The sequence below is a fragment of the Syntrophaceae bacterium genome (assembly GCA_013177825.1).
In the GTDB taxonomy this organism is placed as follows: domain Bacteria; phylum Desulfobacterota; class Syntrophia; order Syntrophales; family PHBD01; genus PHBD01.
Genome location: JABLXX010000006.1, coordinates 224629 through 246976, shown reverse-complemented (window position 1 = coordinate 246976; position 22348 = coordinate 224629). Strand labels below are relative to the sequence as shown.

Genomic DNA, 22348 nt, shown 5'->3' with positions numbered 1-22348 from the left:
CGTTTTTGGCCTTCAGGAGGAATGGGGGATCCGCCCCGACAGCCGGTACCACAGGCGGATGAGCCAGACCGTGAGGATCGCAGCCACGAGCCGCGGCAGGTAAAGCCAGACGGGATTGAGGCCGAGGGCGATGAAATAGGACGGATCCTCCACCATCGAGTGATTCATGCCGATGGAAAGATGCAGGGTCTCCAGGTCTTCCCGGGTCAGGTGGCCCTGCCGGGCCTCCTCGACGATGACGGCTCCCCCGTAGGAGAGGCCGAAGACAATGGCCGTCATCCACAGGATCCCCACCTTTTCATCGAGGCCCATGAGTCGGAGGATCGGCACGCAGGCCCGGACGATGGGGTGAATCCAACCCAGGCTTTTCATGATTTCCAGGACGGAGAGAAGGGCCATGATGACAACGAAGATGATCGCCGTCAGCTTCACCGTTGAGACCAGCCACTCCAGCAGGGCCTGGCCCAGGGGACCTCGCACGGAAGCAGGGCCGGCGAGAGCGGCCGCCTCCCCGGACGGAGCGTATCCCATCAGCGCCGCGACGGCCATTACGGTCAGGCAGGCGGAGACCAGGCGGAAGAGGGTTGCCTTGAACGGGTGGATTCCCGACCGGGCCTGAATGATCCCTTCCTGGATGAGGTTGTGGGCCATCAGGGCAAAAATCGCCACGAGGGTCATTTCCGCCTGGTTCATCGGCAGGACGGCCATGGCCGCGATGGCGCCGTAGATTCCCGCGAACATGCCGATCACCAGCGGCAGGGCCGCCATGGCCGGGAGGCTGATGGCGTTCATGAGGGGCCGGACGATGAAATCGATCTCCCGGAGCCAGCCGCTCCAGGCCAAAAGCGACGTCAGCAGGGAGACGGGTACAATGATCTGGATCATCCAGACGAAGCCGTCCCATCCCTTGCCGAGGCCGTTTCTGAACCCCTCCCGGATTGCCGCGTTCATTTTGCTGCCTCCGCGGCTCTTGTAGCAGAGGCCGGCAGGCAGGAAAAGAGCAATTTCACGATTGCCTACGCTGCGGGGATATGATACGGATTGGCCTATTTTCAAAGGCTTCCGGACGCGTTCATGAAACTGACCATCCGCCGAAAACTGCTTCTTGGCTACTTCGCCATGGCCTTTCTGACGGTCCTGGCCAGTCTCTACGCCGTGCTCAGCCTCGGGCGGCTGAGCGATCTGGCCTACCTGATCATCAATGAGGACGTTCCGGTGGTGGAGACCGCCAAGGGCCTCTCGGAGACACTCCTGGCCCAGGAGAGCGCGGAAAAGAAGTTCCTGATCCTCAAGGATCCCCAACTGACGGAGATCTTCTGGAGCCTGAGCCGGGAATTCAAGACGGGCCTGGAATCCATGGGGAAGAACCGCTCGACGACCATCACGAAGCGGGTATCCCTGATCGGCCTTCTCCACCGGCAGTACGGGGAGATTTTCCAGAAAGAGATTGCCCTCGTTCAGGAAAACAAGGTCGACGAAGCCCGGGTCCTGTCGGAGCAGGAGGGCAAGCCGCTTCTGGACCAGATGGCCTCTTCTCTGCGGGACTGTCAGAAGCGGGGGGAACGGGACGTCGACTCCCGAATGAACCTGATCAATGAACAGGGCCTCCGGGCCTCGCGAATCACGATCCTGCTCAGCCTCGTCAGCCTCTTGGGCGGGATGATCGTCGCCCTGTTTATTACCTACAACATATCGATTCCGCTGAGGAAACTTGAGAAGGCCACGGGGGTGATCGCCGAGGGGAACTTCGACCCGGCCATTCAGATGGAGCGGGACGATGAGATCGGCTCCCTGGCCCAGGCCTTTGGAGTCATGACGGAGCGACTGAAGGAACTGGAGGCCCTGAATCTTGACGCTTCGCCCCTGACGGGGCTCCCAGGGAATCTGGCCATCGAACGGGAACTGGAACAGCGAAGGGGGGAAGGAAAAATGTTCTCCCTCTGCCACGTGGACCTTGACAACTTCAAGCCCTTCGCCGACAAGTATGGATACGCGTGGGGCAGCGAGGTCATCAAGGAGGTGGCCAAGATCCTGACACAGCATCTGGATGCGGCGGGCGAGGAGGAAGTCTTCGTCGCCCATATCGGCGGGGACGACTTTGTACTCATTGCCGAGCCGGTGGTCGCCGAGGCGATGAGTCGCCAGCTCGTGGAGGAATTTGAGGGGCACATCCAGTCCTTCTACAGCGCCGAGGACCGGGAGCGCGGCTCCATCGAAGGGAAAGACCGAAAGGGACAGGCTCAGAAATTCCCCCTGATCACCGTGAGCGTGGCCATCGTTACGGACGACGGAAGCCGTTTCCCGAGTGCGCTGTCGATGGCGAAAAAGGCGGCGGAGCTCAAGGAGTACGCCAAGACACTGCCGGGAAGCAACTACGTGAAACAGGAGACATTGGGAAAGGCGATCTCATGAGACCGTGCATGCGGACGATAGCCGTTCTTCTCCTGCTGCTGGGAATCGCCGCTTGCGCCCCGTCAGCGTCGGTGGTGACCGAAACGCCCGTTCCCAAGCCGCCTTCTTCCGACACGGAGCTTTTTGAGGCGGGACTCATGGCCCTCGAGGCAGGCGGACCGGAAGCGCCGGTCCGGGCGAGAAACATGTTTGCGGAGCTGACGCTGACTTACCCCGAGAGCCGCTGGGTAAGGACTTCGGAAGTTCTGGCTCGCCTGCTCGACGAGCAGGAACGCCTGAACGAGTCGATCCATGCAGGAACCCGGACGGCCGCCGAGACGGTGGCGGAGAACAAGCGCCTCCATCGGGAGAACGAGCAGCTCCGCAAGGAAATGAACCAGGTCAAAGAGCGCCTCCAGACGGAACTGGGGACGCTCCAGCAGGAAAACGAACAGCTGAGGAAAGACCTGAAGCTCCTCAAGGAACTGGAAATCCAGCTTCACCAGCGGAACCGGACGACACGGTAAGCCGTACGATCCCCCCTTTCCGGCGCTTCGCGCTGATTCCTTTCCAATCGTCCCGCCGGCCGAAGGCCTTCCCAGGGCACGGGTTGACTTCCGTTGCCCGTCAGGGGTCTTGAGGCCTCACTCCTGTTTTCCCGGGAGTAAACGCAGGATCGTCCGGGCGTTTTCCCGGATTTTCCGGTCGCTGAACCACCAGGAACGCACCTCCCCATTCATGAAGGGTTCCACCTGGTCCTTGCTGTGAGGGTCGAAGAGGCGGCCGGAGACGCCACCGGGAAGAACGGCCATGACCTTGTCGGGATCCCCCAGGTCCATGACCATGCGCAGGGACGCGGAAAGTGTTACGTCATGGGGATGGTTGTAATCGTAGCTGGCGCGGTAGAGGGTTTCCTGGGAGCCGCCCATGGCATGGGACCCGCCGCCCAGAAGGGCCGCCGCAAACCCCTCGCGGCGGATCGGAGACACCAGGGTCAGGCGATGCATGCGGCCCCACCGCCACCCTTCCGGGTCGCCGCCGTAAATAGGACCCAGTTCCCGCATCGCCTCCAGCCCGGCGCGGTGCAGGAGGTCGTCCCTCGTTTCCCTGACGGCGGGCGTCGAGACGTCGTCGAACCAGGGCGATTCCCCGGCCAGGACCATTTTCTGGAGGGATTCCTGCCAGAAGTAGGGATTGTCGGCCAGGAGTTCCGTGAGAGATGGTCCCAGCTCGTCCCGGTAAACGGCGAAGAAAAACCGGCGATACACCGCCTGGAAAACGGCCGGCGCCGCCTGGTCCGGATCGTCGACAAAATCCCAGTGGCTGAGGATGCGGCCCAGGGTTTTCGTGTCCTCGTGCTTAAGCAGGGCATCCGACATGACGGGCGCGATCCGCCGGGCCATCAGGTTCATGGCGTCCCGCTGGAAGCGCCAGTGGTCCTCCACCGTCTTCTTCCCCGGCGCGTCCAAAAGTTCGATCAGCCGCCGGTAGCGGTAGGAGGCCGACACGTGAGACGTGTAGTAGTGAGGATAATCGCAAGGAACCGCGTGATGATTGCAGGTTCCCACCCAGCCTCTCGGCGGATTGTAGGAATGGGGCATCGTGTCGAAGGGGATCCAGCCGGTCCAGTCGTCGCGGTCGTCCGTAACCTTATGGGGAACAACCCCCTCTCCCCGCGCCCGGATGGGCAGGCGGCCCGTCGTCTGCCAGCCGAAATTCCCGTCCACGTCGGCAAAGACGAAGTTCAGCATGATGATCGTCAGGCCGCGCAGGCTTTCCCGCACCTCCTCGACGTTCCGGGCCTTCAGCAGGCGCTCGGTACCCAGGGAGGGCGCCATCGTCTCGAAGGGCGACCAGCGCAGGCTGACGACATGATCGTTGGCGATGCCTTTCAGGACACCGGACACGACGGGGCCCCGCTTCGTGAGGCGGACGAGGACCGTTTCCTCCCGGAAACCGCCGGCGGCGCTCCTGTCCTTTATTTTCAGCGTCTCCGTGATCGTCTCGAAGGGAAGGGACTTCCCGCCTTCGAGGTAGCGACCGGGGTTGCCCGGATCAACCGTCTCGATGTAGAGATCCTGGGCGTCGCTGTAGGAGTTGGTCACCCCCAGGGCGATGCGGTCGGTCCGGCCGATGCTGAGGCCCGGCACGCCCGGGATGGATGCGATCACCGCCCTCGAGGAGGGAAGGATCAGGCCGCAGGGATACCAGGGACCCGGGAGCAGGCGGGCGTCGAGGTGCGGATCGTTGGCGACGATGGGCTTGCCGCTTGGGGAAAGGGCGGCTCCCGTCGCCCAGTTGTTGCTTCCCACGCGCCATCCCGCGGTCTGATCCGCCGACAAGGCCATCAGGGTCCGGTCTGAGGCAAGATCGAGATGGCGTTTTGCCGGCAGGGAGCCCTGCCGGATCCTGTCCGACGCCGGGCATTCACGTGCCTCGTCGGGATTGATATTCAGGGGAAAAAGCTCCCGCGCCCGCTCGGGCCCCAGTTTTTCGACCAGCGTCTGGGCGATGATTTCATCCTTGAGATTCGCCGCCGAACCCCAGCCCATGAAGTAGGCGATGGCGAGGGAATCCTCGATGGCCCAGGGCGTCGGCCGGATGCCCGCCAGTTTGAATTCCAGCGGCCAGTCCGGTGGGCGCGCGATGAAGGCGTTCACGCCGTCCAGATAAGCCTGCATGGAACGCTTCGCCTCGCCGCTCAGGATGGCTGCATGTTTCCTCCCCTGCCGGAGGAAGCCGATGGTCCGCATGCGGACATCCGCTTCCCGGCCTGCCGGACCCGCCAGCTCGGAGATGCGGCCGGAGGCGAGGAGACGGATCAGCTCCATCTGGAAAAGCCGGTCCTGGGCCGTCACGAAACCTTGCGCCCAGAGCAGATCGTGGTCGTCGGCCGCATAGAGGTAAGCCATCCCCTTTTCGTCGCGGACCACCTCCACGGGGGCCTTCAAGCCGTCCGCGCGGATGTCTCCCTCCCTCTGGAAGGAGTTCAGCCGGGCGCAGCCCATGGCCGTGAGAATCGGGGCGGCCATGACCACAAGGACCAAAACCTTCAGTCTTTTCATAATGATGTCCATTTTGGAAGGCATCCGTTGAACGGCAGGTACAGGGGTGCGAAGCGTTGGTCGGTGGAGGAGACGGAGGGACGGCGCGTCGGCTTCATCGGCTCGGGCGGCCGGTCTGGTTGAACCTGTTTTCGTCAGTTCGTCTTGATGGTTGCCAGGAGCTGTTCCTCAACCGATTCCCTGGACTGGGCGCCCACCAGCCGCTGCACCACCACCCCGCCCCGGAAGAACAGGAGCGTCGGGATGCTCCGGATGGTGTACTGGGAGGCCGTCAGAGGGTTTTCGTCGACGTTGAGTTTGGCGATCTTCACCGCGCCGCCGTACTTCACGGCCAGATCTTCCATAACGGGTTCCATGGTCCGGCAAGGGCCGCACCAGGGGGCCCAGCAGTCCACCAGGACGGAGCAGGCCTCACCCACGACCTCACGGGAGAAGTTCTGGTCGTTCACATCGACGGGATAGGCGGGGGCGTGGCATATGATCAGCGGGGTCTTGCAGACACCGCAGAGGGGGCGGTCGTGAATCCGGTTTTCCGGCATGCGGTTCTTGGCGCCGCAGTGGAGACACCGGATGATCATTTCATCCAGCGGGGCATGGCAGCTCCCGCAGGCGGGGCGGTCCTGGAGGCGGACCCGGGGGATGCGGTTCTTGACCCCGCAATGGAGGCACCGGACGATCATCTGCTCTTTCTGCTGCTTCCGTTCCTTCGGCATGACGCGCCTCATTCAATGGCGACCTGCACGGCGACCGGGTTGAGGACTCGGATCAGATCGGCCGGCGACATCTCCGCCAGGATGCCCCGGCCACCCGCGTTAATGAGGATCCTTGGCAGGCCGGCAATGCTCTCTTCGAGATAGATTTTCAGTGGTTTCCGGGTTCCGAAGGGGGATGTTCCCCCCACCTTGTAACCGGTGTGCCGCTCCGCCGTTTTCGGTTCACAGGGTGACACGCTCTTGACTCCCAGCTGCCTGGCGAAGGCCTTGGTTGAAACCTGCCGGTCCCCGTGCATCAGGATGATCAGCGGGGCGCCGCTCTCGTCTTCCATGACCAGCGTCTTGATGATCTGGTGTTCGCTGACGCCCAGCTCCCGGGCGGATACGCGCGTCCCGCCGTGCTCCTCGTAACGGTAGGGACGAAGCTTGAAATCGATTCCCCGTTCCCTGAGGAAACGGACCGCGGGAGTCGCCGGGATCTTGTCCTTGGACATGCCCTCCTCGCAAAGAAAGTCTTGGCTTCAAGATAATGAATCCGGCAGAAAAAGTAAAGGGATCGGGCGGCGGCGATCGAATCTTCGTGCTTTATACCGCCGGTGCGCCCGGAAGAATGCCTTCAGCGGGACGGCCGGAGAACCTGGACGGCCGGGAACAGCAGCCGGTCTGCCTTGGAAAAGGCCAGACCGTTCATCTCCTCGAAGGTGGCCCATTGCCGGCCGGGGCCTTCGGGAGGCGCGCTCCCGCCGCCCCGCTTCCGGCAGTGGAAGGCCGTCAGGAGGAGGCGGAAGTGGGAATAGACGGTGTTCACCGAAACCAGCTCCTCGAGGATGCTGACCCGGATCCCCGTCTCTTCCCGCACGGTTCGCCGGAGCCCCTCACGGAGATCCTCGCCGGGCCGGAGGAAACCGCCGGGGAACTTCCACAGCCCGCCCAGGAATCCACGTGGCGGCCGCCGGACAACCAGGAAGCGGCCGTCCCGGTCCCGGAGAACGGCCGCGACGGCGGATTCGCAGGGCAGGGTCTTTTTCGGGGACGTCACGGGCAGCGCTTCCTGGCGGCCCTGCCGGAAGGCTTCGCAGACGTCCGCCAGGGGGCATTCGGGACAGCGGGGAAAGGCGGGGGTGCAGATTCCGGACCCCAGGTCCATCAGGGCCTGGTTGAAGGCCCCGGGATCCTCCGGGGAGACGAGTCCCGCCGCGAGCGCCCGGATCCTCGATTTCCCGGTGCCGGTAGCGACGGGCTCCCCGATGGCGTATACCCTTGCCAGGACACGGCGGACGTTGCCGTCCACCGCCGGGACGGGGAGGCCGAAGGCGATGCTCCCGATGGCGCCTGCCGTGTATTCGCCGATTCCCGGCAGGCCCGCCAGGTCCTCCTGCGGCTCCGGAAGCAGGCCGCCGTGCCGGGCCGCCACGATCTTCGCCGCTTCGTGGAGGTTCCGGGCCCGGGAATAATAGCCCAGGTTTTCCCAGACCTTCAGGACTTCATCGGGCGAGGCGTCCGCCAGGGATGCGGCGTCGGGGAAACGCTCCATGAAGCGCCTGTAGTACGGGATGACCGTTTCCACCCGGGTCTGCTGGAGCATGATCTCCGAGACCCAGACGGCGTAGGGATCCCGGGTTTCCCGCCAGGGAAGAGCCCGACGGTTTTTCCGATACCACCGGAGAAGCTTCCGCCGGATCAGGGGCGTACGCTCGTCCGGCCCGGCGGACCTGCGGGGCCGGGGGCGCTCCATCTGCAGAGACGGTCCGGGATGGGTTGCTTTTCTTGGGGATTTCTGTTTCATTTGAAATCAAAACGAAGCGGTCCGGGAGGCGACATGCTGGAGCGGATGAAGGAACTGCTGAAACGGAAGGACCTGTGCGTCATGGCCACGGAGTCGGAAGGGCTTCCGCATTGTTCGCTCATGTCCTACGCGGTCTCCGACGACGGACGGGAAGTCTGGATGCTGACCCTGATGGGGACCAGAAAATACCGGAACCTGCTTGCGAATCCGAACGTCAGCCTGCTGGTGGACACGCGGGAGGACGCCCGGATGCCCGGCCGGCCCCGGCCAGTGGCCCTTACCATCAACGGCTGCTTCCGTTCTCCCGATTCACCCGAACGGGAGGCCGGCATTCGCCGCCGCCTTGTCGAGCGGCACCCCGTCCTGGAGGATCTGGCGAAAAATCCGGAGGCCCGGGTTCTGGTCGTCCGGATTCGCTCCTTCCAGCTTCTCGACGGGATCGCCGAGGCCCATTTCCTGGAGATCGATTGAAGCGGGACGAGCCTGGAACCTTTCCACCTGCGACCCCGGTGCCGTTTCCTACCGGACCTTTCCTCCCGTCAGGGCGGACCGGTCGAAGCTCACCAGCGTCAGGCCCTCTTCGCTGTCCGTCGCCAGGAGCATCCCCCGCGACTCGACGCCCATGAGCTTCGTGGGCTTGAGGTTGACCACGACGACAATCGTTTTCCCCACCAGCTCTTCCGCCTTGTAGTCCTTGGCGATGCCGGCGACGATGGTCCGCTCCTCGCCGATGTCGATTTTCAGCTTGATGAGCTTGCTGGACTTCGGAACCGGTTCCGCTTCCAGGATCTTCGCGGCCCGGAGGTCGACCTTCTCGAAATCCTCGTAGGAAATTTCAGGCTTTATGGGTGCCAGGGGGGCTTTTTTCGTCTCCACGGGCTGTTCCTCCTTGCTGTAAGTGATGCGCGGGAAGAGCGACTCACCACGCGTTAGGGCCAGCCCGGGAGCCAGGCCGCCCCATGTCCTGATGGTTTCCATGGTCTGCCGGGCCGGATCGACGATGCCGATCTGCCGGAGAATCTTTTCCGCCGATCCGGGCATGAACGGCATCACCAGGACGGCGACGATCCGCAGTGTTTCCAGGAGGTTGTACAGAATGGTCTCCAACCGGGCCTTCCGGTTGGAATCCTTGGCGAGGTTCCAGGGCTCCCGTTCGACGATGTATTTGTTCGTGACGCCGATGAGTTCCCAGATGGCGATCAGGGCCTTGTGAAGGGCCAGTTCACCGAAGCAGGTCCCCACCTCGGCAAGGGTCCGGGCGGCGGTCTCCTGCAGAATCCCGTCTTCCTCCGGAACGATGGCCGTCGGGGCCGGGACTTTTCCCGCTCCGTACTTGATGGCCATGGTTACCGACCGGCTCACCAGGTTTCCCAGGTCGTTGGCCAGGTCGGAGTTGGCCCGCTGGACGAAGGCCTCTTCGCTGAAGCTCGAATCGAGTCCGAAGACCATGTCCCGAAGGAGGAAGTAGCGGAAGGCGTCCAGGCCGTATTTGTCCTTCAGGTCCAGGGGCTTGACCACGTTGCCCAAGCTCTTGGACATCTTGCTCTGATCGACGTTCCAGTAGCCGTGGACGTTCAGGTTCCGGTAGGGCTCGATCCCCATGGCCTTCAGCATGGTGGGCCAGTAGATCCCGTGGGGCTTGAGGATATCCTTGGCGATGAGATGCTGGGCCGCCGGCCAGAAGGTCCGGAAATTCTCCCCGTCGGGGTAGTCGACGCCGGTCACGTAGTTGATCAGGGCGTCGAACCAGACGTAGGTCACATACTTGTCGTCGAAAGGCAGGTCGATGCCCCAGGTCAGGCGGGTCTTCGGCCGGGAGATGCACAGGTCCTCCAGGGGCTCCCGGAGGAAAGCCAGGACTTCGTTCCGGTACCGCTCAGGGCGGATGAAGTCGGGGTGCTCCTGGATGTACTGGATCAGCCAGTCCTGGTAGGCGCTCATCTTGAAGAAGTAGTTGCTTTCCTTGCGATGCAGGGGAGGGGTCTGGTGGTCGGGGCAGTTGCCGTCGACGAGTTCCTTCTCCGTGTAGAAGCGCTCGCAGCCGACGCAGTAATAGCCCTCGTAATGCCCGAAATAGATGTCCCCCTGGTCGTAGACTTTCTGTAGGAGGGCCTGGACGGTCCGGACGTGGTTCTTGTCGGTCGTGCGGATGAAATAGTCGTTGGTAACCATGAGCTCGGGCCAGAGATCCCGGAACTGGGCGCTGATCCGGTCGGTGAATTCCTGGGGGCTGATGCCGGCCTTGGCGGCGGCTTCGGCGATTTTGTCCCCGTGTTCGTCCGTTCCGGTGAGGAAAAAGGTCCGGTAGCCGAGGTTTCGGTAATAGCGGGCCATGACATCGGCGACAATGGTGGTGTAGGCGTGGCCGATGTGGGGTGAGGCATTGACGTAATAAATGGGCGTGGTGATGTAATAGGCCTTTTCCATGTGCGATTCCTCTGACAGGTTGCTCGAAACGTCGTTGGGCGGGCTTTTCCGGCAGTCCGCTAATCGTTGTCCTTGATGCTCAGGGTCACTTCCTTCCCGTCTTCCAGCTGGACCATGACGTCCCCCTTGAGAACGTTCTGCCGGACGACCTTGCCGGGGCCCCCTTCGGTCTGGACGATCTTGCCGCACTTGGGCAGTTTTTTCTTTCTCTCCGCATAGCTGTCGTATTCATAAGCCAGGCAGCACATGAGCCGCCCGCAAAGCCCGGAGATCTTTTCCGGGTTGAGCGACATGCCCTGCTCCTTGGCCATCTTGACGGTAACCCGATCCAGATTGGAAAGGAATCCCGCGCAGCAGACCTCCCGCCCGCAGATGCCCATTCCCTTGATCAGACGCGTTTCCTGTCTCGCTCCGATCTGGCGGAGCTCGATGCGGATCCGGAAACGCTGGACGAGATCCTTGACAAGTTCCCGGAAATCCACCCGGTTTTCGGCGGTAAAGTAGAAGATCACCTTGCTCCGGTCAAAGAGGCATTCCGCCTCGATGAGCTTCATGGGCAGGGCCCGCTCGGCAATCCGCTCCTTGCAGAACTGGTGGCACTCCTGCTCGAACCGCTGCAGATCCATCCGGACCTGCAGGTCATCGTCCGTCGCCAGCCGGAGTACTTTTTTCAGGGCCGTCGGCGGTTCGACCAGAGGGATCATGCTGGAGGTCGTCGCCACCAGTCCGAGGGCCGGACCGAACTCCGTGTCCACCACGACGGCATCATCCCGGTTGAGGGACAGTCCGGCGGCGTCAAAGAGGTATGTCTTGCCTTCCTTCCGGAATCGTACACCGACAATCCGGGGTTCGGCTGCTGCTTCTTCCATGACATTCACTTTCTGAAACCGTTCTTCAGGCCGCCCCGGACCACTGAAGGATCATCGCTTCCAGAACGAGGGGGCGGTTCGCGTTCTGTTCCACGGCCCGTTGGGTCCTGCTCACAGCGTCCAGCCTTGCGAGGAGCTCCCGGCCCGAAAGCGTCTCCGAGAGGGGGCCGATCAGGTCCAGGCGGTCGCCGTACAGGAGAAGGTCGCGGCGCCCCGTTTCTTTCCACACGATCAGGTCCCTGAGGAACAGTCGGACCATCTCCAGGCGCCGGAGAACTTCCTCCCGCTCTTTTCCCAGCGAGGCCGGAAGGGTCGTGCGCAGCGGGGAGGTACGATTCTGAAGGGTCCCGGCAACGGCATCCATGAGTCCGTCGCGGACCTTGATGTCATCTTCCCGGGCCATTTCCAGTGCCCGGCCGATGCTGCCGCCCGCGGAGGAGGCCAGCGTCGCCGCCTGGGCCTCTGAAAAATCCATATGTTCGCGCAAGAATAGGGCAATCGCCTCCGTTTGTAAAGGGTTGAATGGGAGGTGCTGGCACCGGGACAAAATGGTGGAGGGGAGACGGTGGGGCCGGCTCGTGACGAGGATCAGGTGATTCCGGGAGGACGGTTCCTCCAGGGTCTTGAGCAGGGCGTTTGCCGCCGGCTCGTTCATCCGGTCCGCTTCCATGACAAGAAAGACCCGACGTCCTCCTTCGAGGGGGCGGAATCCCATCTGATCCTGGAGGGTGCGGATATCGCCGATGCGGATGAAGGGACCCACCGGACGGATGGTGACGACATCGGCATGGTTCCCGCTGTCGAATTTTCGGCAGGAGGGGCAGTCGCCGCAGGCGTCGTCTTCCATCCGGGTACAATTGAGGGCTTTGGCGAAGGTTTCCGCCACGGTTCGCTTCCCGATGCCCTCCATGCCCCGGAAAAGGTAGGCATGGGCGATCCTGCCGGAGGCAAGGGCCCGCTTCAGGATGGCGATGGGTTTTTCATGGCCGCAGATGTCCCGGAAGGGCATGGATCTCCTGCATTCGGGAGGAGGGCGTCCAGATGTGTGCAGACCTCCCGATGAATTTCCTGAATGGTCCGGCCGCCATCGATCACCCGGAAGCGTCCCGGTTCCTGCCGGGCCATTTCGAGATACCCGGAGCGGACCCGTTTGTGAAAAGCCAGCTCTTCGTGCTCGAAACGGTCTTCCGCGGGGCCGGACTGCCTGGCCGCACGGGCGAAGGCCCGGTTCAGGCCTGTCTCGACGGGCAGGTCGACCAGGATGGTAAGCCGGGGAACCAGGCCGCCGCCGGCAAAGGCGTTTACATTCCGGACGAACGAGATGTCCAGCCCGCGTCCGAATCCCTGGTAGGCAACCGTGGCGTCGGAGAAACGGTCACAGAGGACCCAGCAGCCTTCCCGAAGGGCCGGCAGCAGCACCTGCACGTGCTGGCTCCGGGCGGCGGCGAAAAGGAACAACTCCGACTCGGCTCCGATTTCAACGGGACCCCGGTTCAGGAGCAGCTCCCGGATCCTGATGCCCAGAGCCGTTCCTCCGGGCTCGCCGGTGACCCGTGTCCGGATTCCCCGTTCCTCAAGGTATTGTGCGGCCAGTTGGATCTGGGTGCTCTTTCCCGATCCCTCGATGCCTTCAAAGGTGATGAAGGGCCCCATGGAGGACTCCCGCCAGGAGAAAGCCTGACCGCTCCGCCGGATGACGGCCTGAAAATACGAGAGGGGAAACAACCGGGCCGGAGGGGCCGGTGGCTTCCCCTATTCCCTTCCGTCCGGACGTTTGTCCGCTATTTCTCTTCGCCCGGAAGGATCGCTTCCACCGGGCACTGGTCGGCACAGGCCCCGCAGTCGGTGCAGAGACCCGGATCGATTACGTATTTGTCATCCCCTTCGGATATGGCCTCGACGGGGCACTCGCTTTCGCAGGATCCACAGGCGATACAGTCATCGGTTATCACATAAGCCATTTTGAAAAGCTCCTTTTGATTTTGTTGCCTTTTCAACCCTTCCATCCACCCGCCGGGTCCGGGTCTATACGGAAACGACTTCCTTCACTTCCGGAACCTCCCGCTGGAGATAACGCTGGATTCCCATCTTCAGGGTCATCTGGGACATCGGGCATCCCTTGCAGGCGCCCGTCAGACGAACACGGACCACCCCTTCTTCGGAGACGTCCACCAGTTCGACGTCTCCTCCGTCCGCCTGTAGGCTGGGTCGAACCTTTTCCAGTACGGCCTTGACACGGTCTTTCATGGCATCCTCCCGCCCGCGGCGCTCGTCAGTGGGGCATCTCACCGATCATGGTCTTGAACAGGCTTTCCGCCACGTCTTTCAGGTCCGGCTTGATAAGATAATATCTGGAAGCCTCATGATGTCCCGCCTTCCACATGATCTTTCCGGTGGAGGCCTCCACCATCTTTACACCCAGGCCCACTTTTCCGATTTTCTTCTCGCCTTCCGTTGTGTAATTCCAATAATCCACGTTGACCACCAGGAAGGCGTCCACCCGGCACAGTTCCCCAATGCGGCGGCTCAGCGCGGGATCGGAGAAGTTCACCGTTCGTAGTTTGGTCAGATATTCCAGGACGACCTTGCGGAGTTCGTCATTGGACTGGATCTGCCGGTTGATGGACTCTGCGGCCACCACGTCGGCGAACCACTTCTTGTTCACCAGGACGGCGGCGATGACCGAATCCGCGGTTCCCCGGGCTTCTTCGTACGGCCCCGTTTCGACAGGCAGGACGCCGATCCGCTGGGGATGGAAATCCTTGGCGTCAGGGGCAACCTGGGAATAACGGAGTCCGCCGCATCCGGCAAGCAGGAGAACCAGGAACAGCACCCATACGACTCCGGCGGTTTTTTTCATGATTGTTCCTCCACGATTCCATGTCAGACAGACCGGCCGATCCCCAGCCAAAGCAGGGCGGCCAAACCCGCAATGAAATAGCCCGTTTCCAGCAAACCCTCCAGAACTACACCGGAAAGTCCGGACCTTCTATCACAAAGGCGGAAACAAATCCACAGGTAAAAGGGACAGGATACGAGGAGCCAGGCGAAGGGGGTCACCCAACCCGCGGCCGCGGCCGCGACGAGGAGCAATATCAGCAAAAAGGAGAAAGAGTTCAGAAGCTTCTGGGTCATTTCCTGTCCGATCACGACGGGAATCGTTTCCCGTCCCAGAAGCCGGTCGCTCTGCAGGTCCTGCAGGTCCGAAAGGGCCGAGCGGACCACGACCAGGGCAAAGACGAACAGGAAGGAAACGATCCATCCCGGTTCCAGGGAAAGCCCGTCCCGGAGGGTCGGCAGAATGGCCGTGACGGCGGCCCAGGCTGTCGCCATGGAGACGTTTTTCGATCCCGGGATGTCCCGGAACGTTTCGAACCGCCATCGGTTGGGCCAGATGCGGACGTTGTAGAGCATTCCGAAAACGGAAAGGGTCAGGAGGAACAGGAAAGAGGATGTTCCCGCCAGAAGGGCTCCCACCAGGGCGAGGACCATGGAGGCGAAGCCAAGCTGTCCGTAGAGGCGGCGATGGCGACGGTAGGAGGCCTCCCGGAACGTTCCCAGGATGGAGCTGGTGCGGGTGTCGAGGACCCGGTTGAGGGTGTGCATCGCATAGACGTAAAGAGCCGCCGTCCAGACGGGAAGGAGTTCCGGGGGACGTCCCTGCAGGAGCAGGCAGGCCAGGGTCAGGATTCCGGCGCCGAGAGAGGAGAAGACGTCTGTCTTGACCAGGAGAATCCATCCCTGGAACAGGCTGCGCAGCAGACCCTTGCGGCGGTCCTGTTCCTTCCGGAGGCTTTCCACGACCCGGTCGATGATCCAGTTCGGCGTGGAGGCGCCGGCGGACACGCCGATCCGGTCGTAACGGGCGAGGTCGATTCCCGCCAGTTCATCCGCCGTTTCGATATGGAAGGTCGGTGTTCCCGTCTGGGAGGCCAGGGCCGCCAGGCGCAGGGTGTTGGCGCTGTTCCGGCCGCCGACGATGAAGAAGGCGTCCACCTCGGCGGCCATGGTCTGGATCTCCCGCTGCCGTTCCTCCGTGGAATTGCAGATGGTATCGAATACGAGCGTCTCGGGGAAGCGGTCCTGGACCCGGCGGACGATCCGGTGGAAGGTGTCCAGGCTCTGGGTCGTCTGGGCGACGACGCACACCTTGCGGAGATCCGGCAGGGAGGCCACCTCTTCTTCGCTCTGGACGACGATGCCCCGCTCGCCGGCGAATCCCAGGAGCCCGTTCACCTCCGGATGATGGGGGTCCCCGATGAGGAGGATGTCGTAGTCCCGGGAGGCGTGTTTCTTGATGATCGCCTGGACGTGGCCTACTTTGGGGCAGGTGGCGTCGACGATTTTCAGGCCCGATTCCTTGATCCTTCGTCTCTCCTCCGGCGAGATGCCGTGGGCGCGGAGAATGAGGGTGGCCCCTTCCCGGGGCTCCTGGATCTCCTCGATCGTCCGGATGGGCTGAAACCCTCTCTTCTCGAGCAGTTCAACGGTCTGGGGATTGTGGATGAGGGGGCCGTACGTGTAAAAATGGACCTTGCCCTGGGGAACGGGCATGTCGAGGACCATGTCCACGGCCCGTTTGACGCCCATGCAGAAGCCGGCGGTTTTCGCCAGTCTAACGCTCATGACTCTTTCGGCGTCCTGCCGCCGTTCTCCATGGCTTCCTCCGGCTCCGCCCCGACCGCCGGCGGAGGGGCTGCCGCAAGGATAAAAAACTCGCGGTTTCCGGCGGGGCCCGGGAGGGACGATTCGCAGGTCCCCCGGACGGCGAGGCCCTCGCCACGACAGAACCGTTCCGTTTCCTCCACGACCTCCCGGTGGGTGACGGGGTCCCGGATGACGCCGCCCTTTCCGACCCGTTCCCTGCCCGCTTCAAACTGGGGCTTGATCAGGGCCAGGAGGATGCCTCCGGGTTTCAGCCAGCGCAGCGCCGCCGGGATGACCAGCTTCAGGGAAATGAAAGAGGCGTCGATGGTGATCAGATCGACCGGTCCTTCCAGGTCCCCGCCGTTGTAGAGCCGTATGTTCGTTCGCTCAACGGGCACGACTCGCGGGTCCTGCCGGAGTTTCCAGGCCAGCTGTCCATAGCCCACATCCAGGGCGTAGACTTTCCGGGCTCCCGCCTGGAGGAGGCAATCGGTGAACCCGCCGGTGGAGGCCCCCACGTCGAGGCAGATCATATCCCGGACGGAGAGGGAAAACGTTTCGAGGGCGCCCTGGAGCTTCACCCCTCCGCGGCTCACGTAAGGATGGTCGGCGGTCCGGAGGCGGACGACGGCGTCGGGAGACAGGAAGGAGCCGGGCTTGTCCGTCGGCATTTCCTCCACCAGGACAGCCCCAGCCAGGATCAGGGCCCGGGCTCGTTCGCGGCTGGTGCAGAACCCCCGTTCGACGAGAAGCGCATCCAGACGCACTCTGGGCTTTTTTTCTTTTTTCATGGCTGCCTGCCGGAAGGAAATCAGCCGCCGGAGCGGGCCAGGGATCGGGCCGCCCGAAGAATCCCCTCTTCGTCGACCCTGTAAAGGCTCCTCAGCTCCGCCATGGTGGCCTGCTCGACAAACGTATCGGGGACCCCGAGGCGCACGACGGTGACGTTTCGGATTCCTTTTTCCTGGAAAAGCTCCAGGACGGCGCTGCCGAAGCCGCCCATGAGGACATTTTCCTCGACGGTAAGCACTTTCCCGGTCCGGGCGGCGGATTCACACAACAGCCCCGCATCCAGAGGCTTGACGGATCGGGCGTTGACCACCCGGGCCTCGATTCCCTCTTCCCGAAGCCGTTCCGCCGCCGCCAGGGCCGGCAGGACTGTCGCGCCGATGGCCACGATGGCCAGGTCTTTCCCCTCGCGCAGGATTTCCCCGCAGCCCGCGGGAAGGACCCGCAGATCGTCGTCCAGGGGGACCCCCGCCACGGAGCCCCGGGGGTAGCGGATTGCGATCGGGGCGCCCCATTCCACGGCGGTCTTCAGCATGTGCTGGAATTCGTTTTCGTCCTTCGGGGCCAGGACGGTCATGTTGGGAATGGAGCGCAGGTAGGAGAAGTCGAAGAGGCCGTGATGGGTGGGCCCGTCGTCTCCCACGAAGCCGCCCCGGTCCAGGGCCAGAACGACGGGAAGCTTCTGCAGGCAGACGTCGTGGAGAATCTGGTCGTAGGAGCGCTGCATGAATGTCGAATAAATGGCTACGACAGGGATTACCCCCTCCGTCGCCAGGCCGGCGGCGAAGGTGACGGCGTGCTGCTCGGCGATGCCGACGTCGAAGAAACGGGTCGGAAACTGCCGGGCGAACGCGTCGAGGCCGGTTCCCTCGCACATGGCGGCGGTGACGGCCACGATCCGGGGATCCTGTTCGGCCAGCCTGACGAGGGTGTTTCCGAACATCCGGGAATAGGAGATCCGCCCGTCGGCAGACGTGAGGGGTTCCCCCGTCTCGATGCAGAAGGGACCGATTCCGTGGAACTGCAGTGGCCTGGATTCGGCGGGGGCGTATCCCTTGCCCTTCCGGGTCACCACATGGACCAGGATGGGTCCGGGCATCTCCCTGACATTCTGCAGGTTCTTGACGAGGTGATCCAGACGGTGTCCCTCCAGGGGGCCGACGTAGGTAAAGCCCAGGTCTTCGAACAGGGCTCCGGGGACGATGAAGCCCTTCAGGGCTTCTTCGGCCTGTCGGGAGAACTTCAGCATCTGCTCGCCGATGCCCGGGAGGGTCCGAAAGAAGCTCTTCACCTCGGAACGGATCTTCATGGCCCGCTGACCCGTCATCATCCGGTTCAGGTAGGATGAAAGGGCCCCCACGTTGGGAGAGATGGACATCTCATTGTCGTTGAGGATGATGATCAGGTCCTTTTTCCGGTCTCCAGCCCAGTTCAGCCCCTCGTATGCCATGCCGGAGGTCATGGAGCCGTCGCCGATGACGGCGATCACCTTGAAGGCCTCTCCTCGGAGGCATTTTGCCTCGGCAATGCCGGTGGCGGCGGAAATCGACGTCCCGCTGTGGCCGACGTCGAACACGTCGTAAGGACTCTCCTCCCGCTTCGGGAAACCGCTGATGCCCCCCCGGCGGCGCAGGGTGGAGAAGCGGTCCCGCCGCTCCGTGATGATCTTGTGGGCATAGGCCTGGTGTCCCACGTCCCAGACGAGCTTGTCCCGTGGGGTGTCGAAGACGTGATGAATGGCCAGGGTCAACTCCACCGAACCGAGCGAGGAGGCCAGATGACCCCCGCAGACGGAGACGGTCCGGATGATGAGGGTCCGGATTTCCTCTGCCAGGTGGTTCAGTTGAGAAACATCGAGGCCGCGGATGTCGGCCGGCGAGTTGATCTCTTCGAGGGATACGATTCGGGACGTCGGTTTCTCTTCTTTGGCTGCCATAAGATCGTTTGTCAGGATTTTCGTTCGAGGATGTAGTGGGCGATCCGGCGGAGGGGCTCGGCGCGGCCGTCCAGGCAGGCGATGCCCTCCAGGGCCGCCTCGATGCTCTGCCGGGCCATGGCCCTCGACTCTTCCAGACCGAGCAGGGCCGGGAAAGTGACCTTCCGGCGGGCGGCGTCGCTTCCCGTTCCCTTCCCCAGGAGAGAGGGATCCCCTTCGACATTCAGGATGTCGTCGGCGATCTGAAAAGCAAGGCCGATGTGCCGGCCGTATTCCGAGACGGCCTCCAGCTCCTCTTCCCGGCCGTCTGCCAGGATCACCCCCGTCCGGAGCGAGGCGAGGATCATCCGGCCGGTTTTGCCGCTGTGGATGAAAAGGAGTGTGTCATAATCGGAAGGCCGCCCTTCCGACAGGATGTCCACCACCTGGCCGCCCACCATGCCGCCGGCGCCGGCCGCCGTGGCAATCTCGTGAACAATCCGGACCACCCGGCCGGGCTCGACGGAGCAGATGACAGCAGGGTCCGTCAGGAGGCGGAACGCCTCGGTCAGGAGGGCGTCCCCCGCCAGAACGGCCACGCCTTCGCCGAAGACCTTGTGATTCGTCGGGACACCACGCCGGAAATCGTCGTTGTCCATGGCGGGCAGGTCATCGTGGATGAGCGAATACGTATGGATCATCTCGATGGCGCAGGCGGCCGGGAGGATGTCTTCCAGGAGACCTCCCAGGGCCTCCGCCGAGGCGATGCAGAGGATGGGACGGAGCCGTTTGCCGCCGGCGAACAGGCTGTAACGCATGGCCGTATAAATCTCCGGCGGATAGAGACCCTCGGCGGGGAGATAGCGGTTCAGGGCGCTGTCCACAAGTTCCTTCCGGGACTTCAGATAGGAGGAAAAGTCGTCCGGTATGCCGCTCATGCGTCATCCCCGCCGAATGGCTTCGTGGTCAGGAGGTCCCCCTCCCGGAGGAGCACCTCGACGCGACGTTCCGCGTCGTCGAGACGGGCGTTGCACAGACGCACCAGCCGGATGCCCTCCTCGAAGGCCTTGAGGGATTCGTCCAGGCTCATCTCTCCTGCTTCCATGCGACGCACGATCTGTTCCAGCTTCTCGAGGGCATCCTCGAATTTTTCGCGGGCCATGAGTCAACTCCTGTAGGTTTCTTTCACCGCCGCCCGGAATCCTCCCTCGGCCACCCGCACGTCCACGAGGGTTTCTTCGATCAGCGCCGAGGCGTCCGTAATCAAGGTTCCCTGGGGGAGGCGGCGGGCGACGGCATACCCGCGCCGGAGCACGGCCAGGGGATTGAGGGCGTCAAGGCGGACCGCCAGGGTTTGCACCCGCTGCTTTTCCAGCAGCAGCAACGTTTCCAGGTTCCGCTTGAGATCCCGGTACAGGGTTTCCAGGTGCCTGGCCTCCCGGCGGATCCGCTCGCCGGGGCTGGCATGCTGCAGGTGCCGGGCGGCGTAGATCAGGCGTTGTCTTCGTTCCAAAGCGGATCCCTGGAGGAGTCTCTGCAGGCGCTGCAGGCGGTCGTCCATGGCCAGGCGATGATCGGCAATCCGACGGGCCGGATCCCTGAGCCGCCGGCGAGACAGGGCGATTCGCTCCCGCCGCCGGGAAGCACTTCGATCCATCCCTTTTAAAAGGCGATCCCGGAAGGATTCCACCGTCGCCAGCAGGTCCCGGCGCACGGGAACCACCAGCTCCGCCGCCGCGGAGGGGGTAGGGGCCCGAAGGTCGGAGACGAAGTCGGCAATCGTATAGTCCGTTTCGTGTCCCACCGCGGAGACGACGGGAACAGTCGATGCGGCGACGGCCCGGGCTACCCGTTCGTCGTTGAACGGAGCCAGGTCCTCCAGGGATCCCCCGCCCCGGGCCAGGATGATGACGTCCACGAGTCCTTCCGCCTGCAGGTCACGGACGGCCCGAACGATTTCCGGAGGGGCCTCCGGCCCTTGGACGCGCACCGGGGCGATCAGGAGGGGAATCGACGGGAAGCGCCGGGAGGTGATGTGAAGGATGTCCCGCAGGACCGATCCCGAGAGGGAGGTGACCACCCCGATCCGCCAGGGCAGGAAGGGAACGGGCTTTTTCCGGGATCGGTCGAAAAGCCCTTCCGCCTCCAGGCGGGCCTTGAGCTGCTCGAAAGCCCGCTGCAGGGCGCCGATGCCGTAGGGCTCGGCTGTGGAGACGACCAGCTGGTACTCCCCCCGGAGCGGATAAACGCCCAGGCGTCCCCGGCAGAGCACGCGCATCCCGTCCTCGAGACGGAACCTGAGTGCCGCCGCGGAGGAGCGGAACAGAACCGCCCGAACCTGGCCTCCCGCATCCTTCAGGGAGAAGTAGACATGTCCGGAGGAGGGACGGCGAAGATCGGCCACTTCCCCCTCCACCCACAGGAGATCGAACCGCCCCTCCAGCAGGTCCCGGACGGCCTCGTTCAGCTCCGAAACCGTCCAGACTTTTTGGGAAATTCCGTCCGTCATGTCGGGGACCTACCAGATATTCCAGTGGATGACAAGACGGATTCTGTCTTCCCCGCTGCCGCCGGGCCGGACCGCCGAGGTGATCATTGACAACCGGCTGGTCCCTGGGTTAATGAAAAATGAAGAAAAAACGGAAAGGTGGGTTATGAAGACGAAGAAGAAGGATTATCTCCAAACGCCGGTCCGGCATCTGGATATCGCGTCCGTCGACGCCGTCGGCCTGGTCAAGGCCATGAAGGGCATGTCCTTTTCCGCCCGGGACCTGGCCGCAGGCGCCGATCTCTTCGAACGGATGCTGAAGGACCGGTCCTGCTCCGTCATCCTCTGTATCGCCGGGAGCGCAAGCGCCGCCGGCTGCATGAACATCTACGCCGACCTGGTGAAGTACAACATGGTGGACGCCATCGTGGCGACGGGGGCGGCCATCGTCGACATGGATTTCTTCGAGGCCCTCGGATTCCGCCACTACCAGGGAAGCCCCCATGTGGACGATGCTAAGCTGCGCTCCCTGTACATAGACCGGATCTACGACACCTTCATCGACGAGGAGGAGCTCCAGCACTGCGACCGCACGATCGGGGAAATCGCCGACTCACTGCCCCCGGGCATTTATTCCTCCCGGGAGTTCATCCGGGAAATGGGCCGTTTTCTCAAGAAGGGCGCCCGGAAGAAGGGCTCTCTGGTGGAGACGGCCTTCGATCATGAAGTGCCCATCTTCTGTCCCGCCTTTTCCGACAGCAGCGCCGGCTTCGGGCTCGTCCTGCACCAGACCCGGCATCCCGCCGCTCACGTATCCATCGATTCGGTCAAGGATTTCCGTGAACTGACACAGATCAAGATCAAGGCCCGGACCACGGGACTCTTTATCATCGGCGGCGGTGTTCCCAAGAATTTCGCCCAGGACACGGTGATCTGCGCGGAGGTCCTGGGGAAGGAAGTCCCGATGCACAAGTATGCCGTCCAGGTCACCGTGGCCGACGTCCGGGACGGGGCCTGCTCCAGTTCCACCCTGAAGGAGGCGAGCTCCTGGGGGAAAGTGGACGGTACGAGCGAGCAGATGGTTTATGCCGAGGCCACGTCGGTCCTGCCTTTGATGGCCAGCTATGTCTACCACCGGGGGGCATGGAAGAAGCGGCGCCGCCGGTCCTTCTCGAAGCTGTTTCCCGATAGGACGGCGAATAAATAGAGGATTTTGGACGACGGAAGGGAATGAGCGCCGGGCAGCCGGGATGACTGC

General features: G+C 63.1%; 22 protein-coding genes. 4 read left to right on the top strand and 18 right to left on the bottom strand.

Annotation, left to right across the window (positions count from 1 at the left end):
• Positions 1–12: 12 nt before the first annotated feature.
• The gene (locus HPY65_14100) at positions 13–951 is read right to left on the bottom strand and encodes an iron transporter (protein NPU85605.1); all 939 of its coding nucleotides are present in this window, start codon (positions 949–951) and stop codon (positions 13–15) included.
• Between the two features lie 123 nt (positions 952–1074).
• Here HPY65_14100 and HPY65_14095 point away from each other — a divergent pair, with 123 nt between their 5' ends.
• Both HPY65_14095 and HPY65_14090 read left to right on the top strand, forming a co-directional pair.
• Positions 1075–2412 carry a diguanylate cyclase gene (locus HPY65_14095; GenBank protein NPU85604.1) on the top strand — a complete coding sequence of 446 codons (1338 nt, stop codon included), beginning with the start codon at positions 1075–1077 and terminating at the stop codon, positions 2410–2412.
• Between the two features lie 8 nt (positions 2413–2420).
• Complete coding sequence (locus HPY65_14090; protein NPU85603.1) at positions 2421–2918, top strand: hypothetical protein; 498 nt, start codon at positions 2421–2423, stop codon at positions 2916–2918.
• Positions 2919–3035: 117 nt separating this feature from the next.
• Here the strand turns inward: HPY65_14090 and HPY65_14085 are convergent, their stop codons facing one another.
• From HPY65_14085 to mutY, 4 genes are all read right to left on the bottom strand, one after another.
• A complete protein-coding gene (locus HPY65_14085; protein NPU85602.1) occupies positions 3036–5468 on the bottom strand; it encodes a penicillin acylase family protein in 2433 nt (810 codons plus the stop codon).
• A gap of 122 nt (positions 5469–5590) precedes the next feature.
• Positions 5591–6136 carry a thioredoxin gene (gene trxA / locus HPY65_14080; protein ID NPU85601.1) on the bottom strand — a complete coding sequence of 182 codons (546 nt, stop codon included), beginning with the start codon at positions 6134–6136 and terminating at the stop codon, positions 5591–5593.
• A gap of 41 nt (positions 6137–6177) precedes the next feature.
• Complete coding sequence (ybaK, locus tag HPY65_14075; GenBank protein ID NPU85600.1) at positions 6178–6663, bottom strand: Cys-tRNA(Pro) deacylase; 486 nt, start codon at positions 6661–6663, stop codon at positions 6178–6180.
• Between the two features lie 122 nt (positions 6664–6785).
• A complete protein-coding gene (mutY, locus tag HPY65_14070) occupies positions 6786–7904 on the bottom strand; it encodes an A/G-specific adenine glycosylase (protein NPU85599.1) in 1119 nt (372 codons plus the stop codon).
• 84 nt (positions 7905–7988) lie between these two features.
• On the opposite strand from mutY, the gene HPY65_14065 reads away from it, so the two are divergent.
• The gene (locus HPY65_14065) at positions 7989–8426 is read left to right on the top strand and encodes a pyridoxamine 5'-phosphate oxidase family protein (protein ID NPU85598.1); all 438 of its coding nucleotides are present in this window, start codon (positions 7989–7991) and stop codon (positions 8424–8426) included.
• A gap of 48 nt (positions 8427–8474) precedes the next feature.
• Here the strand turns inward: HPY65_14065 and metG are convergent, their stop codons facing one another.
• The 13 genes from metG to HPY65_14000 all read right to left on the bottom strand — a co-directional run bounded on the left by metG (position 8475) and on the right by HPY65_14000 (position 21111).
• Positions 8475–10382: a methionine--tRNA ligase gene (gene metG, locus HPY65_14060; protein NPU85597.1), complete on the bottom strand. Its 1908-nt coding sequence runs from the start codon at positions 10380–10382 to the stop codon at positions 8475–8477.
• Between the two features lie 59 nt (positions 10383–10441).
• Positions 10442–11251, bottom strand: coding sequence for a stage 0 sporulation protein (locus HPY65_14055; GenBank protein NPU85596.1), 810 nt, complete (start codon positions 11249–11251; stop codon positions 10442–10444).
• 25 nt (positions 11252–11276) lie between these two features.
• Positions 11277–12260, bottom strand: coding sequence for a DNA polymerase III subunit delta' (gene holB, locus HPY65_14050; protein NPU85595.1), 984 nt, complete (start codon positions 12258–12260; stop codon positions 11277–11279).
• Complete coding sequence (tmk, locus tag HPY65_14045; protein NPU85594.1) at positions 12212–12904, bottom strand: dTMP kinase; 693 nt, start codon at positions 12902–12904, stop codon at positions 12212–12214. Before tmk ends, holB begins: the two co-directional genes overlap by 49 nt.
• A gap of 128 nt (positions 12905–13032) precedes the next feature.
• On the bottom strand, positions 13033–13212 hold the full coding sequence (locus HPY65_14040; protein NPU85593.1) for a 4Fe-4S binding protein: 180 nt from the start codon (positions 13210–13212) through the stop codon (positions 13033–13035).
• Between the two features lie 64 nt (positions 13213–13276).
• Complete coding sequence (locus tag HPY65_14035) at positions 13277–13498, bottom strand: NifU family protein (GenBank protein NPU85592.1); 222 nt, start codon at positions 13496–13498, stop codon at positions 13277–13279.
• Between the two features lie 25 nt (positions 13499–13523).
• Positions 13524–14111 (bottom strand): hypothetical protein, encoded by a 588-nt coding sequence (locus HPY65_14030; protein ID NPU85591.1) that lies wholly within the window; start codon positions 14109–14111, stop codon positions 13524–13526.
• Positions 14112–14134: 23 nt separating this feature from the next.
• Positions 14135–15877 (bottom strand): 4-hydroxy-3-methylbut-2-enyl diphosphate reductase, encoded by a 1743-nt coding sequence (gene ispH / locus HPY65_14025; GenBank protein ID NPU85590.1) that lies wholly within the window; start codon positions 15875–15877, stop codon positions 14135–14137.
• The gene (locus HPY65_14020) at positions 15874–16689 is read right to left on the bottom strand and encodes a TlyA family RNA methyltransferase (GenBank protein ID NPU85589.1); all 816 of its coding nucleotides are present in this window, start codon (positions 16687–16689) and stop codon (positions 15874–15876) included. The genes ispH and HPY65_14020 overlap by 4 nt, the downstream gene beginning before the upstream one ends.
• 20 nt (positions 16690–16709) lie before the next feature.
• On the bottom strand, positions 16710–18623 hold the full coding sequence (locus HPY65_14015; protein NPU85588.1) for a 1-deoxy-D-xylulose-5-phosphate synthase: 1914 nt from the start codon (positions 18621–18623) through the stop codon (positions 16710–16712).
• Positions 18624–18634: 11 nt separating this feature from the next.
• A complete protein-coding gene (locus tag HPY65_14010; GenBank protein NPU85587.1) occupies positions 18635–19540 on the bottom strand; it encodes a polyprenyl synthetase family protein in 906 nt (301 codons plus the stop codon).
• Complete coding sequence (locus HPY65_14005; GenBank protein NPU85586.1) at positions 19537–19764, bottom strand: exodeoxyribonuclease VII small subunit; 228 nt, start codon at positions 19762–19764, stop codon at positions 19537–19539. Before HPY65_14005 ends, HPY65_14010 begins: the two co-directional genes overlap by 4 nt.
• A gap of 3 nt (positions 19765–19767) precedes the next feature.
• Positions 19768–21111 carry an exodeoxyribonuclease VII large subunit gene (locus HPY65_14000; GenBank protein NPU85585.1) on the bottom strand — a complete coding sequence of 448 codons (1344 nt, stop codon included), beginning with the start codon at positions 21109–21111 and terminating at the stop codon, positions 19768–19770.
• Between the two features lie 112 nt (positions 21112–21223).
• Here HPY65_14000 and HPY65_13995 point away from each other — a divergent pair, with 112 nt between their 5' ends.
• Positions 21224–22297: a deoxyhypusine synthase gene (locus HPY65_13995; GenBank protein ID NPU85584.1), complete on the top strand. Its 1074-nt coding sequence runs from the start codon at positions 21224–21226 to the stop codon at positions 22295–22297.
• The last annotated feature ends 51 nt before the right edge of the window (positions 22298–22348 follow it).

Coding starts and splice junctions, on each gene's coding strand:
- HPY65_14090 (NPU85603.1), top strand. CDS start 2,421: ATGCGGACGATAGCCGTTCTTCTCCTGCTGCTGGGAATCGCCGCTTGC.
- trxA (NPU85601.1), bottom strand. CDS start 6,136: ATGATCGTCCGGTGCCTCCATTGCGGGGTCAAGAACCGCATCCCCCGG.
- HPY65_14040 (NPU85593.1), bottom strand. CDS start 13,212: ATGGCTTATGTGATAACCGATGACTGTATCGCCTGTGGATCCTGCGAA.
- ispH (NPU85590.1), bottom strand. CDS start 15,877: ATGAGCGTTAGACTGGCGAAAACCGCCGGCTTCTGCATGGGCGTCAAA.
- HPY65_14030 (NPU85591.1), bottom strand. CDS start 14,111: ATGAAAAAAACCGCCGGAGTCGTATGGGTGCTGTTCCTGGTTCTCCTG.
- HPY65_14095 (NPU85604.1), top strand. CDS start 1,075: ATGAAACTGACCATCCGCCGAAAACTGCTTCTTGGCTACTTCGCCATG.
- holB (NPU85595.1), bottom strand. CDS start 12,260: ATGCCCTTCCGGGACATCTGCGGCCATGAAAAACCCATCGCCATCCTG.
- HPY65_14085 (NPU85602.1), bottom strand. CDS start 5,468: ATGGACATCATTATGAAAAGACTGAAGGTTTTGGTCCTTGTGGTCATG.
- mutY (NPU85599.1), bottom strand. CDS start 7,904: ATGGAGCGCCCCCGGCCCCGCAGGTCCGCCGGGCCGGACGAGCGTACG.
- HPY65_14100 (NPU85605.1), bottom strand. CDS start 951: ATGAACGCGGCAATCCGGGAGGGGTTCAGAAACGGCCTCGGCAAGGGA.
- HPY65_14035 (NPU85592.1), bottom strand. CDS start 13,498: ATGAAAGACCGTGTCAAGGCCGTACTGGAAAAGGTTCGACCCAGCCTA.
- metG (NPU85597.1), bottom strand. CDS start 10,382: ATGGAAAAGGCCTATTACATCACCACGCCCATTTATTACGTCAATGCC.
- HPY65_14000 (NPU85585.1), bottom strand. CDS start 21,111: ATGACGGACGGAATTTCCCAAAAAGTCTGGACGGTTTCGGAGCTGAAC.
- HPY65_14015 (NPU85588.1), bottom strand. CDS start 18,623: ATGGCAGCCAAAGAAGAGAAACCGACGTCCCGAATCGTATCCCTCGAA.
- HPY65_14005 (NPU85586.1), bottom strand. CDS start 19,764: ATGGCCCGCGAAAAATTCGAGGATGCCCTCGAGAAGCTGGAACAGATC.
- HPY65_14010 (NPU85587.1), bottom strand. CDS start 19,540: ATGAGCGGCATACCGGACGACTTTTCCTCCTATCTGAAGTCCCGGAAG.
- HPY65_14065 (NPU85598.1), top strand. CDS start 7,989: ATGCTGGAGCGGATGAAGGAACTGCTGAAACGGAAGGACCTGTGCGTC.
- HPY65_13995 (NPU85584.1), top strand. CDS start 21,224: ATGAAAAATGAAGAAAAAACGGAAAGGTGGGTTATGAAGACGAAGAAG.
- tmk (NPU85594.1), bottom strand. CDS start 12,904: ATGGGGCCCTTCATCACCTTTGAAGGCATCGAGGGATCGGGAAAGAGC.
- ybaK (NPU85600.1), bottom strand. CDS start 6,663: ATGTCCAAGGACAAGATCCCGGCGACTCCCGCGGTCCGTTTCCTCAGG.
- HPY65_14020 (NPU85589.1), bottom strand. CDS start 16,689: ATGAAAAAAGAAAAAAAGCCCAGAGTGCGTCTGGATGCGCTTCTCGTC.
- HPY65_14055 (NPU85596.1), bottom strand. CDS start 11,251: ATGGAAGAAGCAGCAGCCGAACCCCGGATTGTCGGTGTACGATTCCGG.